This window comes from Streptomyces sp. NPDC126510, assembly GCF_040302345.1.
Lineage (GTDB): Bacteria > Actinomycetota > Actinomycetes > Streptomycetales > Streptomycetaceae > Streptomyces.
The window spans coordinates 81,630-97,322 of the sequence record NZ_JBEORR010000033.1; the positions used below are offsets into that span (position 1 = coordinate 81,630).

Consider the following 15,693-nt stretch of genomic DNA (forward strand, 5'->3'; position numbering starts at 1 on the left):
GCGCCCGTGGCATGATCGACGCATGGGTCAGGACGAGGGGTACCTCCTGGACAACCGGCAGGCCGAGGCCGGCACGCGCTTCGACGCGCTGGCGGCCCTCTTCGACGCCTCGACGTTCCGGCACTTCGAGACGGCCGGGATCACCGAGGGCTGGCGGTGCTGGGAGGTCGGGGCCGGCGGGCCGAGCGTGGCCGCATGGCTGCGCGAGCGCGTCGGACCGGCCGGACGGGTGCTCGCCACCGACATCGACGTGTCCTGGACCGGTACGGCGGCCACCGAGGGGGTCGAGGTCCTCCGGCACGACGTCGGCCGCGACGACCCTCCGCCCGGTCCCTTCGACCTGGTCCACGCCCGTCTCGTCCTGGTCCACGTCACCGAGCGCGACGCCGCGCTGCGTTCCATGGTGCAGGCCCTGCGGCCCGGGGGAGTGCTGCTGGTCGAGGACGCCGATCCCGCACTGCAGCCGCTGATCTGCCCCGACGAGCACGGTCCCGAGCAACAGCGGGCCAACCGGCTCCGCACCGGCTTCCGGGAACTGCTGCGGCAGCGCGGTGCAGACCTCTCCTACGGGCGCCGACTGCCGAGGCTGCTGCGCGCGGCGGGCCTCGTGGACGTCGAGGCCGACGCCTACTTCCCGATCACCTCGCCCGCCTGCGACGTCCTGGAGGCGGCCACAGTCCGGCAGGTCAGGGGCCGGCTCGTCGCGGCGGGCCTCGCCACGGACGAGGAGATCGACGGACATCTCGCCGCCGTGGAGGCGGGACGCCTGGACCTCGCCACCTCGCCGATGATCTCGGCCCGGGGCCGTAAACCGGCAGGCGACGACTCGCAGCTCCTCGTCTAGAGTCGCCCCCATGACGGAGGCACCGGCTCTGGACCGCGGCGCGCGGTCCCGCGACGCGATCCTGGACACCGCCGGTGAGCTGATGTCGCGCCACGGCTACGCCGCCACGTCCATTTCGATGATCTCCACCGCATGCGGTCTGCCGGCGAGTTCGATCTACTGGCACTTCGGCAGCAAGGACGGGATCTACGTCGCCGTGCTGGAGCGTGCGAGGACCGCGCTGCTGGCCGCCTTGCCCCCGGTCGAGGTACCGGGCGTCGACGTCACGCAGCGTCTGGACACGTTTCTCACGGAGCTGGCGGGCGCCTTCCGGCACCACCCGCGAGGGGTGAAGCTGCTGTTGGGGCTGGGCATGGTGCAGAAGGACGCCAGCGCGGCGGCCGTGGCCGAGGTGCGTCACTACCGCGATGCGCTGGTGACCTGGGCCCGGGATTCCGTCCGTTGTGTCTTCACACTGCATGACCGCCCCGAGGTGGCGGACGAGCTGGCGCGCTTCATCCTCAGAATGACGAGCGGAACCGCGGTGGCCCGTTGGTTCGAGCCGGACGCGGTCCTGGAGACCGAACCGCTGCGCGTGGCCCTGCTGGCGCTGGCCACCCACCACGGCGTTCCCGTGCGGGGCGTCTCGGGTGAGGGCGGTCCCTCCGGCGCCGTCACGACCAGGCCGGCTCGGTGAGGTCGTCGCACCGCTGCGCGGGGGACGGGAGCGGGCTGCCGGAACGGGCTGCGGCGGTCGGCCGCGAACGCGGTGGTGGCTCCGGTCCGGCCCGACCGCCTCGAGCGCCGGCGTCAGCAGAGGCTGTGGCGCGGCATCACGACACGGCCTCGTAGGCGCCGATGTCACAGGCCGCGCCCTGGGGGCGCGCGACGCCGCGCTGGTCGGTGGCCGGGCAGCCCTCGGCCGCGTCCAGCGCGGGGCTGCCGGGGAGCAGCGCGATGGTGTCGGTGGGGCCGCCGTTGTCCGTCAGCGGTCCGATCAGGGGCGTGCGGCTGGGCAGGTCACCCGCTGCGGTCAGTCGGCAGCTGCCGTCGCCGTCGAGGTTGCGGCCCTGCGACGTGATGGTCGCGAAGGCCTTCTTGCAGTCGGCGGGCGCCCCGTCGACCGTGTTGTTCGCGATGACGGAGTTGCGCAGTGTCAGGCGCCCGAGGGGGAGATCGACGATGTCGGGGATCGGCGCGGGCAGGCTGTCGAGGTAGGCGGGGGCGATGTTGATCCCGCCCCCGCCGTCGCTCGAACGGTTCCCGGTGATGGTGGAGTTGAGGATCTCCACCGCTCCGGTCCCCCGGATGTCGACGCCTCCGCCGTATCCGGCGAGGCTGCCGGGGCGGTCGCCGGGGTTCGTCACCCGGTTGTCCGCGATCGTCGAGTTGGTCACGGTACCGGTGTCGTCGAATCTGATGCCCCCGGCCTCCCCCGCGGTGTTCCCGCTGACGGTGCTGTCGATCAGATCGAGGTGGGAGTCCGGGACGTTGAAGATTCCGCCGCCGTAGCCGGCGGAGTTCCCGGTCACGGTGACCCGTCGCAGTGTCATGTGATGTCCGTTGGCGATCGCGCCACCACCGGTGTCGGTGATGGGGAGCTCGCGTTGCGCGGTCACCCCGCCGGTGATCGTCAGATCGGACAGCCGGGAGTCCGCCTGCATGCGGAAGGCCCGGTCCAGGCGGTTGGCGTCGATGACGGTGGTCCGTGCGCCGCCGCCCTTGATCGTGACAGGGGCGGCGACGTTGAGGTCGCCCGTGGTGGGGTCGGGGTGGTCGCCGACGATCAGCCGCGGGTCGGGCGGGATCGTCAGCCGGTAGTGGCCGGGAGGCAGCGTGATCGTACTGCCCGGCCGGGCGTTGGCGGCCATCACCGCGGCACGCAGGCTGCACCGGCCCGAGGCGGTGAGACACCGGCCGTCCGCCCCGTCGGCGTCGACCGCGTCGGACGTGGTGTCCACGGTGTACGCCGCGGGACCGGAGTCCACGGGAGCGGCGGAATGGGCGATCACGGGGGGCGCGGCGGTGACGAGGAGGGCGGCGGTGATGGCGGCCGTGACGGCTGTGCGTTTCATCTGGAACCCCTCTAGGTGAGGCAATCCGGGCGTACCAGGACTCGGCTTCTGCGAGGACTTGGTGAGCACTCCGTGCTGGTGAGCGATGCGCGGTTCGTCGAGGGAACGGCCATGTGGGCGTCCGGAGGTGCACCTTCCGGGTATCGCCTCGCGCTCTGGAGGGAGCGTTCCATTCAGAGTGCCTCGTGTCCATCGCCGCACTCGGAAATGGCCGAATGGGGATGCCGCCGCCATCGGGGGCGTATCGGCGATGGCATGCCGCTGGTCCGACGAGCGGACCGACCGAGGCGGCCGCACGTCTGGCGACCAGGCCTGACGAGCGGAGAGAGGCCTACCGCCGGAGCTCTTGCGGGCGGCGGGGGAGAAGCCGGCATCGACGTGCTCGGACCCAGCCCGGACAGGCATGGACCAGCGGGCCCGAAGCCGCACCGGCCAGGCCGGACCGGCCGAGCCCAAGTGGTCGCCGGCGGGAGCTCTTCGGGGGTTGACGTGACGGCCGGTCATGCGCTCCGGGATGCCCAGGCGGGCAGACCGCTGAAGGGCCGCGATCCCCAGGGTTCAGCGGGGTGGCCCCGGCTCGCCTGCGGGGAGCCCGGCCTGGAAGCGGGAGTCGGCCTCGAGTTCGGCCGTCAGCTCGGCCACCCGCCGCCGGTAGGCGCGCAGTGGGACGCCGAGCCGTTCGGCCGCCGATTCGTCGGTGCGGCCTCCGGAGTGAGGGGCTGATCCGGCACTTGGGCGTCAGCAACGTCGACGCCGCCCGCCTCGCCGAGGCCCGGGCGATCGCGCCCGTCGCGGCAGGGTGCCGGTTCTCTCGAACACCTGGAGGGGAACCTCGCGGCGAACGATCTCAGCCTCAGTGACGAAGACGTGTCCGACCTGCGAGGCCAGTCGGCCGGCGCCGGAATCCAGCCGGTCTGCCGTGCCCGTTGCCGACGGCATCGAGGGCGTACCTTGCGCACGGCCGGATGACGGTCCGGTCGGTCCGGGAGACCCTCACCCGCGCTCCCCCTCCCCCTCCGGGAAGCCGGTGGCGGGGAAGCCGGGCTCCAGTTCCACACCGGTGGCGTTCAGGAAGAAGGCCACCATCTGGTACTGCCCCACCAGCATGACGATCTCGATCAGTTCGGCGTCGCCGAAGTGCTCGGCCAGACACTCCCAGGTCGCGTCGGACATCGTGGCATCGCCGTGCAGCTCGTCCGCCGCGCGGATCAGGTGCCTCTGGAGGTCCGCCCAGCCGGGTGCCTCCGGTCCTTCGCCGACGCGGTGGATGTCCGCGTCCGTGACGCCCGCGGCCCTGGCGAGAGGGAGGTGCCGCCCCCACTCGTACCGCGCGCCGGTGTTCCACGCCGTGCGCAGGATCAGCAACTCGCGCACTTCTCCGGGCAGTCGGCCACTGCCGAGCAACTGGCCGCCGAACGGCAGGAACTGCTCGTACAGATCGGGGTGGCGCACGAGCGTGGGGAAGATGTTCGGGATCCCGCCCTCAGGGTCGTGAGGAGCGAGCGCCAGCAGTTCCCGGGTCCGCGGGTCCCACTGCTCTTCGGGGAGCGGCGTCAGCCGCGGGCGGTTGGGTCGGGCGGCTTCGTCGCGCTGTGACATGGCGGCCTCCGGTCTCCGAGGGACTCACCCTAGGAGACCGGCTGAACGCCTCGCAGTGAAGGGCCGGAAGCGGTCAGCCCGTCGGGTCGAGAACGATCTTGCGGACGCCGTCGGAGCGGCCCGCGAACAGTTCGTACGCCGCCGGCCCTTCGGAGAGGGCGAAGTGATGGGAGACCACGACCTCGGGCTTGAGCCGTCCGGCACGGGTGAGGGCGATCAGGGGAGGGAGTTCGTAGTGCACCGAGCACAGCCCGATGGCGAACTCGAGTTCCTTGACCTGCGCCAGGTACATGTGGAACGGGAACGCCTTGTTCTGGCTGACCCCGATGACACTGACCCGGCCTGCCTGCCGGACGGCCTTGACGGCGAGTTGGATGGTGGCATCGGACCCCACCGCCTCCACCACGGCGTCCGGGCCGCGGCCGGCGGTCATGTCCCGGATGGCCGACCGCACATCGTCACCCTCGACCGGCTCGACGCCCAGGCCGGCGGCGAAGGCACGGCGCTCCGCGACCAGGTCCACGCCCAGCACCCGGGCCGCGCCCATCGCGAAGGCGGACTGGGCGGCCATGAGGCCGACCGGGCCGAGGCCGACGACCAGGACGGTCTCACCGGGCTGGATGCGGGCACGGCGGCAGCCGTACCAGGCGGTGGGGGCGTTGTCCGTGAGGACGACGGCCGCCTCGTCGGAGATGTCCTCGGGCAGGTGCACCAGATTGACGTCGGCGCAGGGCACGGCCAGGGTCTGGGCCTGGCTGCCGGGAAGCTTCGGGCCGACTCCGTAGCAGAGCTCCGTGCTCGACGTGGCGCGTTCGCAGCGGGCGGTGAACCCGGCCGCACACTGCCCGCACTGAGCACAGCCGACCGAGGCGGGCACCAGCACCCGGTCGCCGGGCTTGAAGCGGGTGACCTGGCCGCCGGTGTCGACGACCACGCCGACGCACTCGTGTCCCGGTGTGTAGCCCAGTTCGGGGCTGAACGCGTTGCCGCCGTAGATGTGCAGGTCGCTGCCGCAGATGCCGGCCGCGGTCACCCGCACCAGCGCGTCGCCGGGGCTGGTGACGGCCGGGTCGGGGACGTCCCCGTAGCGGATGTCGTGACGGCCGTGATAGGTCAGTGCCTTCATCGGATCTCTCCCTTCCCGGCCCGGTCAGTCCGCGATCTTCAGCACCAGCTTGCCGCGGTTGTCACCACGGAACAGGCGCATCAGGGTCTCGGGGAACGCCGCGACCGGGCCGGACACCACGTCCTCCAGGGACTTCAGCCGGCCCTCCGCCCGCCACGCGGCCATCTGCGCGATGCCCTCCGCGTACCGGTCGGCGTAGTCGAAGACCACGATGCCCGTCATGGAGGCGCGGTTCACCAGCAGCGACAGGTAGTTGGCGGGGCCCTGCGGCTTGGTGCTGTTGTACTGGGAGATCGCGCCGCAGACCACGACGCGGGCGCCGCGCGCCAGCCGCAGCAGCACGGCGTCCAGAACATCGCCGCCGACGTTGTCGAAGTACACGTCGACGCCGTCGGGGGCGTGTTCGCGCAGGGCCTTGCGGACGTCCTCGCTCTGGTAGTCGATCGCGGCGTCGAACCCGAACTCGTCCACCACCATTCGGCACTTGGCCTCGCCGCCGGCGATGCCGATCACCCGGCACCCGAGGATCTTGGCGATCTGCCCGACGACGCTGCCGACGGCCCCGGCCGCTCCGGAGACCACGACGGTCTGCCCGGGCTCGGGACGCCCGACCTCGATCAGGCCGAAGTAGGCCGTCAGCCCCGACATGCCGAGCGTGCCGAGATAGGTCGGCAGGGGAGCGGCCGCGGGGTCGACCCTGGTCACGCCGCGTCCGTCCGACACGCAGTACTCCTGCACTCCGAACGTGCCCGACACATGGTCGCCGACCGCGAACCCGGAATGCCGGGAGGCGACCACCCTCCCCACCGCGCCGGCGCGCATCACCTCGCCGATCTCCACCGGGCGGATGTAGGACCTGCCCGCGTTCATCCAGCCGCGCATCGCCGGGTCGATCGACAGACAGAGCACCTGTACCAGGAACTCCCCGTCGCCAGGCTGCCCCGCCGGTTCCTCGGCATGCTCCCAGTCGGTGGGGCGCGGCTCTCCCACGGGACGTGCGGCCAGGCGTATCTGGCGGTTGATCATGCTCATCAGCGGCGACTCTCCTCGGCTACATACCGCCCAGTCGGTACGGCCGTGAGCGTACGGGCGCCCGCCGTCCGAGGCAAGAGCCGGTCCGCTACGACTTACGGCTCACGCGGGGGCAGGGGGCAGCGGGCTAACCCTGTCCCGGCACCGCCATCTCTCCGAGGAGCGACCAGTCGTCCTGCGGGATGTTCGCGTTCACGATGCGCGGCGTCTCGGCCAGATGGGGAGGCAGCGTCTGCTGCGCGGCCTTGAAGTGCGCGGACTGCACGTGCGCGGCTCCGGCCTCGTCGTCGCGGAAGGCCTCGACGAGGACGTACTCCGACGGCTCGTCCACGCTGCGCGACCAGTCGAACCACAGGCAACCGGGCTCCGCGCGCGTCGCCCGGGTGAAATCGGCGGCGATCTCGGGCCAGCGGTCGGCGTGCTCGGGGCGGACGCGGAACTTCGCGGTGATGAAGATCATGGGATTCCCTTCACTGGTGCGTTGGTGCGTTGGTGCGCTGGTGTGATCACTGTGTCAGGAGGACCGGTGCGGATGTACCGCCCCCTCCGTCGCGGTGAGCGGCGCTCCGGTGCCGCCCCAGCGCAGCGCCACGATCTCGGCGGCCACGGACACCGCCACCTCCTCGGGTGTACGGGCGCCCAGGTCGAGGCCGACCGGTGACCGCAGCCGGGACAGCTCGCGTTCCGTGATTCCGGCCTCGGCCAGCCGTGCGGCCCGCTCGGCGTGGGTGCGGCGGCTGCCCATCGCCCCGATGTAGGCGGCCGGGCGGCGCAGTGCCTCCGTCAGCAGCGGCACGTCGAACTTCGGGTCGTGCGTGAGAACGCAGATCACCGTGCGCTCGTCGGTGTCGGTCTCGCGCAGATAGCGGTGTGGCCACTGGGCGACCACCTCGACGCCCTCGGGGAAGCGTTGGGGCGTGGCGAAGACGGGGCGGGCGTCGCAGACGGTGACCCGGTAGCCGAGGAAGCCGCCGATACGGGCCACGGCCGCGGCGTAGTCGATCGCGCCGAACACCAGCATCCGCGGCGGCGGCGCGAAGGACTGCAGGAACACGCTGACGGCGTCCTCACGGCGCTGGCCCTCGGGCCCGTAGTGCCGCATGCCGGTCGCGCCGAGGGCGAGTTCGCCGCGGGCGTCGGCGGTCACGGCCGCGTCCAGGCCACCGGTGCCGAGGGTGCCGAGAGTCCGGTCCGGCCACACGGCGAGGGCGGCCCCGCGCGGTGCCGGTCCGTCGGTCACGGTCGCCACGGCGACCGGCTCGCCCGCCGCCACCGAGTCCGCGACCGCGCCGAAGCCTGGTTCGCGCTCGGGTGTGACGGCACGCACGAGCAGCGTGATCTCGCCGCCGCAGGTCAGGCCCACCGCGAAGGCGTCGTCGTCGCTGTAGCCGAAGGTCTCGAGACGGGCCTCGCCGTCCGCGGCCACGGCCTGCGCCAGCTCGAACACCGCGCCCTCGACACAACCGCCGGACACGCTGCCCACGACCTCCTCGTCCGGACCCACCGCCATCGCCGCGCCCGGGTCGCGCGGCGCGCTGCGGCTGACCGCGACGACCGTGGCGAGGCCGAACGGGACCCCGGCCGCGTACCAGTGGCCGAGCACCGGCAGAACGTCACGCACGAGCCACTCCTCTCCGTCGGGCACCCCGCCGGGTACCTCGGCGGCGGTTAATTCCGTTGTGGCCCCCCGCGCCGGTCTGCTGCACTGCACGGGACAGCGACGTCGACGAGTCCCGAGGAGTTCCGAATGCGCACTGCGTGCATGTCCCCCCAGCCAGGAACGGACCTCTCTCCGAAGGACATGACGCTTCGTGCACCTGCTCAATCTTGGAATTCTCGCCCATGTCGACGCCGGTAAGACCAGCCTGACCGAGCGGCTGCTCCATTCGGCCGGGGTGATCGACGAGATCGGCCGCGTCGACGACGGGAACACCCGGACGGACACCCTCGCCCTGGAACGGCAGCGCGGCATCACCATCAAGTCCGCCGTCGTCTCGTTCCCGCTCGACGGCGTGACCGTCAACCTCATCGACACCCCCGGCCACCCGGACTTCATCGCCGAGGTGGAGCGCGTCCTCGGCGTGCTGGACGGCGTCGTCCTCGTGATCTCCGCCGTGGAGGGCGTGCAGGCACAGACACGGGTGCTGATGCGGACGCTCCAGCGGCTGCGCATCCCGACGCTGCTCTTCGTCAACAAGATCGACCGGAGCGGGGCACGCCACGAGGCGGTGCTGCGGGAGATCTCGGCGCGGCTGACGCCCGCGATCGTCCCGATGGGGGCCGCCACCGGCCTCGGCACCCGCGCGGCCCGTTTCGTCCCCGGCCCCGGACCGGCCGGCGCCCTCGACGTCCTGACCGGGCACGACGACGCGCTGCTGTCGGCGTACGTCGAGAACACGGTCACGGACGAGCTGCTGCACCGCTCCCTCGCCGCACAGACCCGGGAGGCGCTCGTCCACCCGGTGTACTTCGGCTCCGCCGCCACGGGCGCGGGAGTGGAGGCGCTGCTGTCCGGCATCGAGACCCTGCTGCCGGTGGCCGACGGGGACGCGGACGGGCCGCTCTCCGCCACCGTGTTCAAGGTCGACCGGGGCCCGGCGGGGGAGAAGGTCGCCTACGCCCGGATGTTCTCCGGAACCCTGCGCACCCGCGACCGGATCCCCTTCGGGACGGATGGCGCCGAAGGCCGGATCACCGGCATCAGCGTCTTCGGCGACGGTACGGACATCCGCGAGGAGTCCGTCGCCGCCGGCCGGATCGCCCGCCTCACCGGGCTCGGTGACATCCGCATCGGCGACGCGATCGGCGAACCCCGTACGGCGTACGAGCACTTCTTCGCCCCGCCGACGCTGGAGACGGTCGTCGTTCCCGGCCCGGACGTCGACCGGGGAGCGCTCCACCTGGCGCTCACCCAGCTCGCCGAGCAGGACCCGCTGATCGGCCTGCGCCGTGACGAACGCCGCAAGGAGACCTCCGTCTCCCTGTACGGCGAAGTGCAGAAGGAGGTCATCCAGGCCACCCTCGACGAGGAGTACGGCCTGGACGTCACCTTCCGTGAGACGACGCCCCTGTGCGTCGAACGGCTCGTCGGCACCGGGCAGGCCGTGGAGTTCAACAAGAAGGACCCCAACCCGTTCCTCGCGACGGTCGGTCTGCGCGTCGAGCCCGCACCCGTCGGCTCGGGCGTCGGCTTCCGGCTGGAGGTGGAGCTCGGTTCGATGCCGTACGCCTTTTTCAAGGCCGTCGAGGACACCGTGCGCGAGACCCTCGACCAGGGTCTGCACGGCTGGCAGGTCACCGACTGCGTGGTCACCATGACCCACAGCGGCTACTCGCCCCGCCAGAGCCACGCCCACCAGGGCTTCGACAAGAGCATGTCGAGCACGGGCGCCGACTTTCGCGGGGTGACCCCGCTGGTGCTCCTCGAGGCGCTGCGGCGGGCCGGGACGCGGGTCCACGAGCCGATGCACCGCTTCCGCGTCGAGGCGCCCGCCGACACCCTCGGCGCCCTGCTGCCGGTGCTCGCCCGGCTCGCGGCCGTACCCGAGACGACGCGGAACCGCGACGACCTCTGCGTCCTCGAAGGCACCGTGCCGGCCGCCCGGGTGCACGCGCTCCAGCAGGTTCTGCCGGGGCTCACCCGGGGCGAGGGCGAGCTGGAGAGCTCCTTCGCCCACTACGCGCCGGTCACGCACGGCACGATCCCCGAGCGCCCGCGCACCGACCACAACCCGCTGAACAGGAAGGAGTACTTGCTGAACGTGACACGGAGGGTGGGTGGTTGACGTGTGAGGGTTGCGCGAGCGGGAACTTACTCTGGAGTCAGAGGTGTTGACGGTGTCCTGATATCGCCGGACTGTAGTGGACATGCCGACTATCCGAGCGCGTCTGCTGGTCGTCCTGGCTGTCCTCTTCGGCTCCGTGTCGGTGGCGGGCGTACCGCCGGCCACCGCCGCGCCCCCTTCCGGCTCCCTCTGGTTCGACGACCCCACCGTCACCGTGCGGGACGGCCGCTTCACCGACGCCCACGGCCGCGAGATCGTGCTGCGCGGCTACAACGTCTCCGGCGAGACCAAGCTCGCGGAGAACAAGGGCCTGCCCTTCGCCTCGGTCGCCGACGCCCGTAAGTCGGCGACCGCGCTGCGCGCCCTCGGCGGCGGCAACACCGTCCGCTTCCTGCTGTCCTGGGCCTACGCCGAGCCCGAACGCGGCCAGGTGGACACCGCCTACCTGGCCGCCGCCACCGACCAGATGAAGGCCTTCCTCGACGCCGGCATCCGGGTCTACCCCGACTTCCACCAGGACCTCTACTCCCGGCACCTCTTCGACACCGACAGCTGGTACACCGGCGACGGCGCCCCCAAGTGGGCCGTGGACGCCGGGAACTACCCGGACGAGTCCTGCGGGATCTGCCTCTTCTGGGGGCAGAACATCACCCAGAACGAGGCCGTGAAGCGTGCCTCGTACGACTTCTGGCACAACGCGCACGGCGTGCAGGACGCCTTCCTCGCCACCGCCGAGAAGACCATGCGGTACGTGCAGCAGCACCTGAGCGCGGACCAGTTCAAGGGCATCGCCGGCTTCGACCCCTACAACGAACCGCACGCGGGCGTCTACGACTCAGGGCAGACCAGCCGTGCCTGGGAGAAGGACGTGCTCTGGCCGTTCTACGAGAAGTTCCGGGCCCGCATGGACACGGCCGGGTGGCGTGACAAGCCCGCGTTCGTCGAGCCGAACCTCTTCTGGAACGCCAACCTCGACTTCCAGAAGCAGGAGGGCGGCCTGCTCGACGCCGGCGCCCTCGGACCGCGCTACGTCTTCAACACCCACTTCTACGACCAGAAGGCCATCTCCGGCGTCTTCATGTGGGGCAAGGCGGCCGACGGCCAGTACACAGGTGACTTCCGCGCCGTCCGCGACCGGGCCGCCGCCGCGCGCACGGCCGCCGTGGTCAGCGAGTTCGGGCACCCGCTCGCGGGCAACGTCTCCGACAAGGCACCGACCGTCCTCAAGGCGATGTACCAGGCACTCGACTCGACGCTGAAGGGCGCCGACTGGTGGTCCGACCCGGCGGCCTCGGGGCCCGTGCTCTCCGGCTCCCAGTGGCAGTGGGACATCTACAACGGCCGTCACCGCGAGCTGATGAACGGCAACCCCGACAAGGTGCTCACCGCCGGCGACGCCTGGAACGACGAGGACCTGTCCGCCGTACGTCTCGACGACACGGGCAAGCCCGTGCTGCGCCAGGACGCCCGGCTCCTGGACCGTCTCTACCCGAGCGCCACGGCGGGTGAGACCGTCGGCTTCACCTACGAGGACCGCTCCCGGGACGGCTCGACCACCCTGACCTGGAACCCGGTGCCGGACTCACTGCCGAACGTACAGCGGCTGGTGGGGTCCGGGCAGTACGGGCTGCTGCTGTGGCGCTCGAACGGCGGCCAGGCGCCCACCGAGATGCACCTGCCGGCGAGCTTCCCGACCGCGTCCACCACGGTCGTCTCCGACCTGGGAACGGTCCACGCCCCACCGGCCTACACCTCGACGACCCCGGTCGGCGTGGCGCAGGAGCCCGGCGGCACGGGAAGCCGCCGCCTGCTGCTCACCGCGCCGGACTCGGGCGTCCTGCACTACGCGCTGGTGACCAACGGGGCGACGGCTCCCTCGGCGGATCTGCTCGCCACGGCCCGTTCCGAACTGGCGGCGTGGGCGGCGAGGGAGGTCACCTAGACGACGGGCTCGTCCAGTCGGCCGAGACATGGCCGAGCCGGACGCGCTGCGGGTGGTCACCGACCGGCACGGACACGACCTTCTTCCCGGTGGCGAAGTCGATGGCCGTGACCTGGTCGGTGCCGCTCTCGGAGACCACGCAGGACTTGCCGTCACCGCTGACCGTGGCCCAGTAGGGCTTGGCGGCGGTGACGAGCGGGCCCTCCTGGAGGGTGGCGCGGTCGACGACGGTGGCGTAGTCGTCCATCGTGCCCGCCACGCACAGCTTCTTGCCGTCCGGGCTCATCGAGATGCCGTGGTGGCGCGAGTCGTTGACGAAGGTCGTGCGGTCGTCGCTGGTCGCCGGGTTCTTCGGCAGGGTCTTGGTCCGGGTGATCTTCTCGCCGGCGATGTCGTACTCGAAGAAGCCGTTGAAGAAGGAGACCTGGAAGTACAGCTTCGACTCGTCCGGCGAGAAGACGGCCGGGCGGACCGCGTCCGAGTAGTCCTTGAGCCCGAGCGCGTCCAGCTGCGGGCGCATGTCGATGACCTTGACCTGCTCGAACGTCGTGGCGTCGACGACGGTGATGCGTCGGTCGCCCTTCGTCCAGTCCAGCCACGGGGCGTCGGTCTGCGTGTTCACGTCGCCGATCGCCATGTTGTAGATGAACTTGCCGTCCTGGGTGAAGATGTTCTCGTGCGGCTTGTCGCCGGTGCCGAACTTGCCCAGCTCCTTGCCGGAGACGATGTCCAGCACATGCACGGTGTTCGAGGTCGACGCCGACACCGCCACCCGCTTGCCGTCCGGGGAGACCGCCATGTGGTCGGAGCGGTAACCGGACACCGGGAAACGCCAGTTGAGCTTCCCGGAGGCGAGGTCGATCGAGACGACGTCGGCGAAGCTCGGCCGGGAGACCACCACCGACCTCCCGTCCGGCGTCGAGTACATGTCGTCGACGAACTGGTCGTGGCCCTCGCCGACGCTGTTGCGGATCGCCATGAAGTAGATCCACTTGATCGGGTCGGCGTTGATCGCCGCCATCCGCTCGTCCTTGTCGGGAATGACGTTGATCCGCCCGATCTTCCCGAAGTCACCGCCGGACCGGATGACGTCGGCGGTGCCGTCCCAGTTGTTGCCCACGAACAGCACCTCGCGCAGCGCGGCGGAGGAGCCCGGAGCGGCCGCGGTGGCGGCGGTCGCGGGAGCGGTGACGGTCAGGGCCAGGGCTGCGGCTACGGAGCACAGGTGCCGGCGTCGGAAGACGGGCATGACGGCTCCCCTCTCTGCTGTGGGGTCGCTGCGGGGTGAGCATTGTGAGTGGGACATGCCAAAGCGGGCGACGTGTGGAAAGTGAACACGCGTGCTTTCAGAGTCAACTTACTGCAAAGTAAGGAAGGGGCTGCCTTCTCCACAAGACCGCGTGCACGACAAAATCAGTGTTCGAGCGAGGAAGGGAGAGCCGGTGCCGGGCAGACTCAGAGCGCCGACCGGCCGCTACGGCGGCAAGACAGCCGAGGAGCGGCAGGCCGAGCGCCGCCGGCGGTTCCTCGACGCCGCGCTCCAGCTGTTCGGCGACACCCCCGGCTTCCGCTCCACCACCGTCGCGGCCCTCAGTGAGACGGCCGGGCTGTCCACCCGGCAGTTCTACGAGGAGTTCCGCACCCTCGAGGACGTGCTCGCCGCACTGCACCTCCAGGTCAACGGCTGGGCCGAGACCGCGGTTCTGGAGGCGGCCGCGGGCGCGGCGGACCTGCCCCTCGTGGAGCGCGCCACGGCCATCTTCCGCGCCTACGCCGGGAACGTCACCGCCGATCCGCGCCGGATCCGCATCACCTTCGTCGAGATCATCGGCGTCAGCCCGCGCCTGGAGGAGCAGCGGCTCGCCCGCAGGGCCGGCTGGGTGGACCTCATCCGCGCCGAGGCCGACGCGGCCGCCGCGCGGGGAGAGGCCGCCCCCCGCGACTACCGCCTCCCCGCGACGGCCTTCATCGGCAGCGTCAACGGCCTGCTGCACGACTGGAGCGCCGGCTGGGTCGACGCCACGCTCGACGAGGCCGTCGACGAACTGGTCCGGCAGCTGCTGGGGATCCTGTGGCCGCCGGGATGGAAGCCGGAGGCGGGGAGCGCGTGATCCGAGTCCGCGCTGCCCGCAGGGTCGCCTCCGAGAGGGCCGGCGCCGCGGTTCCCGGACCGGTCGGCTGCCGCCCGAGCGGAAGACCACCGCCCACACCGGTCCTGACCGGCTAGACCGACGACAGCACCCCGAGATCCACCGTCACCAGCAGCGCGACTGCCAGCAGCACTCCGGCCAGCAGCCGCGCCCGGAGCCTGCGGTACACCGCCTCGTACTCGCGCCGTAGTTCCTCGGCGCGTCTGGCCGTGCGCTGCCACGAGGCCTGGGAGAGGACGAGATGCTCCGCCGCGAACCGCCGGGCCACCTCCGCCCGTTCCACCTCCGGCAGCCGGTCCAGCCCCGCGGCGAAGCGGTCGGCGGCCGCACGCGCCTCCTCGCGGGCTGCGGCGGCCAGGAGATGGCCCTCGACCTCGTTGTGGAACGCCCGCAGATCCACGGGGAACCCCTCCATGGCGGTCATCGGTGCGTCAGCTCCCGCTCGGCCGCCGCGACGGCTTCGTGGTGCAGGTCGAACGCCGGGGACTCGCTGCGTATCTTCGGCAGGGCGACGAAGTTGTGCCGCGGCGGTGGGCAGGAGGTCGCCCACTCCAGGGAACGCCCGTAGCCCCACGGGTCGTCGGCCGTGACCTTCTCACCGTACTTCGCCGTCTTCCACACGTTGTAGAAGAACGGCAGCATCGACATGCCGAGCAGGAACGAGAAGACACTCGACACCGTGTTGAGCGTCGTCAGACCCTCCACCGCCAGGTAGTCGGGGATCCGCCGCTGCATGCCCTCGGCGCCCAGCCAGTGCTGGACCAGGAACGTGCCGTGGAAGCCGGTGAACAGCGTCCAGAAGGTGATCTTGCCGAGACGCTCGTCGAGCATCTTGCCGGTGAACTTGGGCCACCAGAAGTGGAAGCCGGAGAACATCGCGAACACGACCGTCCCGAAGACGACGTAGTGGAAGTGCGCGACCACGAAGTACGAGTCGGAGAGGTGGAAGTCGAGGGGCGGCGAGGCCAGCAGCACACCGGTGAGCCCGCCGAAGACGAACGTGATCAGGAAGCCGGTCGCCCAGAGCATCGGCGTCTCGAACGAGAGGCTTCCGCGCCACATGGTGCCGATCCAGTTGAAGAACTTCACACCGGTCGGGACGGCGATGAGGAACGTCATGAAGGAGAAGAACGGCAGCAGGACACCGCCGGTGACGTACAT

14 protein-coding genes and 1 pseudogene are annotated in these 15,693 nt (G+C 71.1%); 6 read left to right on the forward strand and 9 right to left on the reverse strand.

What is annotated here, in order from left to right; translation table 11 throughout:
• Positions 1-22: 22 nt before the first annotated feature.
• Both ABTX60_RS34695 and ABTX60_RS34700 read left to right on the forward strand, forming a co-directional pair.
• Entirely contained in the window at positions 23-844 is an 822-nt protein-coding gene (locus tag ABTX60_RS34695; protein ID WP_352100998.1) for a class I SAM-dependent methyltransferase, read from the forward strand.
• Positions 845-854: 10 nt separating this feature from the next.
• Positions 855-1,520 (forward strand): TetR/AcrR family transcriptional regulator, encoded by a 666-nt coding sequence (locus ABTX60_RS34700; protein WP_352100999.1) that lies wholly within the window; start codon positions 855-857, stop codon positions 1,518-1,520.
• Between the two features lie 136 nt (positions 1,521-1,656).
• On the opposite strand, the gene ABTX60_RS34705 is transcribed toward ABTX60_RS34700, so the two are convergent.
• Entirely contained in the window at positions 1,657-2,898 is a 1,242-nt protein-coding gene (locus ABTX60_RS34705) for a choice-of-anchor Q domain-containing protein (RefSeq protein ID WP_352101000.1), read from the reverse strand.
• Positions 2,899-3,602: 704 nt separating this feature from the next.
• Between ABTX60_RS34705 and ABTX60_RS43345 the strand changes: the two are divergent.
• Positions 3,603-3,695 (forward strand): annotated as a pseudogene (locus ABTX60_RS43345) (aldo/keto reductase); the annotation flags it as partial.
• A 196-nt stretch (positions 3,696-3,891) separates the two neighbouring features.
• Here ABTX60_RS43345 and ABTX60_RS34720 read toward each other — a convergent pair.
• From ABTX60_RS34720 to ABTX60_RS34740, 5 genes are all read right to left on the reverse strand, one after another.
• The gene (locus ABTX60_RS34720) at positions 3,892-4,497 is read right to left on the reverse strand and encodes a carboxymuconolactone decarboxylase family protein (RefSeq protein WP_352101001.1); all 606 of its coding nucleotides are present in this window, start codon (positions 4,495-4,497) and stop codon (positions 3,892-3,894) included.
• A gap of 73 nt (positions 4,498-4,570) precedes the next feature.
• Complete coding sequence (locus tag ABTX60_RS34725; protein WP_352101002.1) at positions 4,571-5,623, reverse strand: alcohol dehydrogenase catalytic domain-containing protein; 1,053 nt, start codon at positions 5,621-5,623, stop codon at positions 4,571-4,573.
• Positions 5,624-5,647: 24 nt separating this feature from the next.
• The gene (locus ABTX60_RS34730; RefSeq protein WP_352101003.1) at positions 5,648-6,655 is read right to left on the reverse strand and encodes an NADP-dependent oxidoreductase; all 1,008 of its coding nucleotides are present in this window, start codon (positions 6,653-6,655) and stop codon (positions 5,648-5,650) included.
• 127 nt (positions 6,656-6,782) lie between these two features.
• Positions 6,783-7,115, reverse strand: a complete 333-nt coding sequence (locus ABTX60_RS34735) for a putative quinol monooxygenase (protein ID WP_352101004.1) — start codon at positions 7,113-7,115, stop codon at positions 6,783-6,785.
• Positions 7,116-7,169: 54 nt separating this feature from the next.
• Positions 7,170-8,276: an XdhC family protein gene (locus ABTX60_RS34740; protein ID WP_352101005.1), complete on the reverse strand. Its 1,107-nt coding sequence runs from the start codon at positions 8,274-8,276 to the stop codon at positions 7,170-7,172.
• A 190-nt stretch (positions 8,277-8,466) separates the two neighbouring features.
• Between ABTX60_RS34740 and ABTX60_RS34745 the strand changes: the two genes are divergently transcribed.
• Both ABTX60_RS34745 and ABTX60_RS34750 read left to right on the forward strand, forming a co-directional pair.
• Complete coding sequence (locus ABTX60_RS34745; RefSeq protein ID WP_352101006.1) at positions 8,467-10,440, forward strand: GTP-binding protein; 1,974 nt, start codon at positions 8,467-8,469, stop codon at positions 10,438-10,440.
• A gap of 82 nt (positions 10,441-10,522) precedes the next feature.
• Positions 10,523-12,382, forward strand: a complete 1,860-nt coding sequence (locus ABTX60_RS34750) for a cellulase family glycosylhydrolase (protein WP_352101007.1) — start codon at positions 10,523-10,525, stop codon at positions 12,380-12,382.
• Here the strand turns inward: ABTX60_RS34750 and ABTX60_RS34755 are convergent.
• Complete coding sequence (locus ABTX60_RS34755; protein ID WP_352101008.1) at positions 12,375-13,631, reverse strand: YncE family protein; 1,257 nt, start codon at positions 13,629-13,631, stop codon at positions 12,375-12,377. The genes ABTX60_RS34750 and ABTX60_RS34755 overlap by 8 nt on opposite strands.
• Positions 13,632-13,824: 193 nt before the next feature.
• On the opposite strand from ABTX60_RS34755, the gene ABTX60_RS34760 reads away from it, so the two are divergent.
• Positions 13,825-14,493 carry a TetR/AcrR family transcriptional regulator gene (locus tag ABTX60_RS34760; RefSeq protein WP_352101009.1) on the forward strand — a complete coding sequence of 223 codons (669 nt, stop codon included), beginning with the start codon at positions 13,825-13,827 and terminating at the stop codon, positions 14,491-14,493.
• 112 nt (positions 14,494-14,605) lie between these two features.
• Here ABTX60_RS34760 and ABTX60_RS34765 read toward each other — a convergent pair whose 3' ends face one another.
• Together ABTX60_RS34765 and ABTX60_RS34770 are read right to left on the reverse strand one after the other, a co-directional pair.
• A complete protein-coding gene (locus ABTX60_RS34765; RefSeq protein WP_352101010.1) occupies positions 14,606-14,956 on the reverse strand; it encodes a hypothetical protein in 351 nt (116 codons plus the stop codon).
• On the reverse strand, positions 14,953-15,693 hold a 741-nt coding region (locus ABTX60_RS34770; RefSeq protein ID WP_352101011.1), incomplete at its 5' end, for a cytochrome c oxidase subunit I. The genes ABTX60_RS34770 and ABTX60_RS34765, both read right to left, overlap by 4 nt.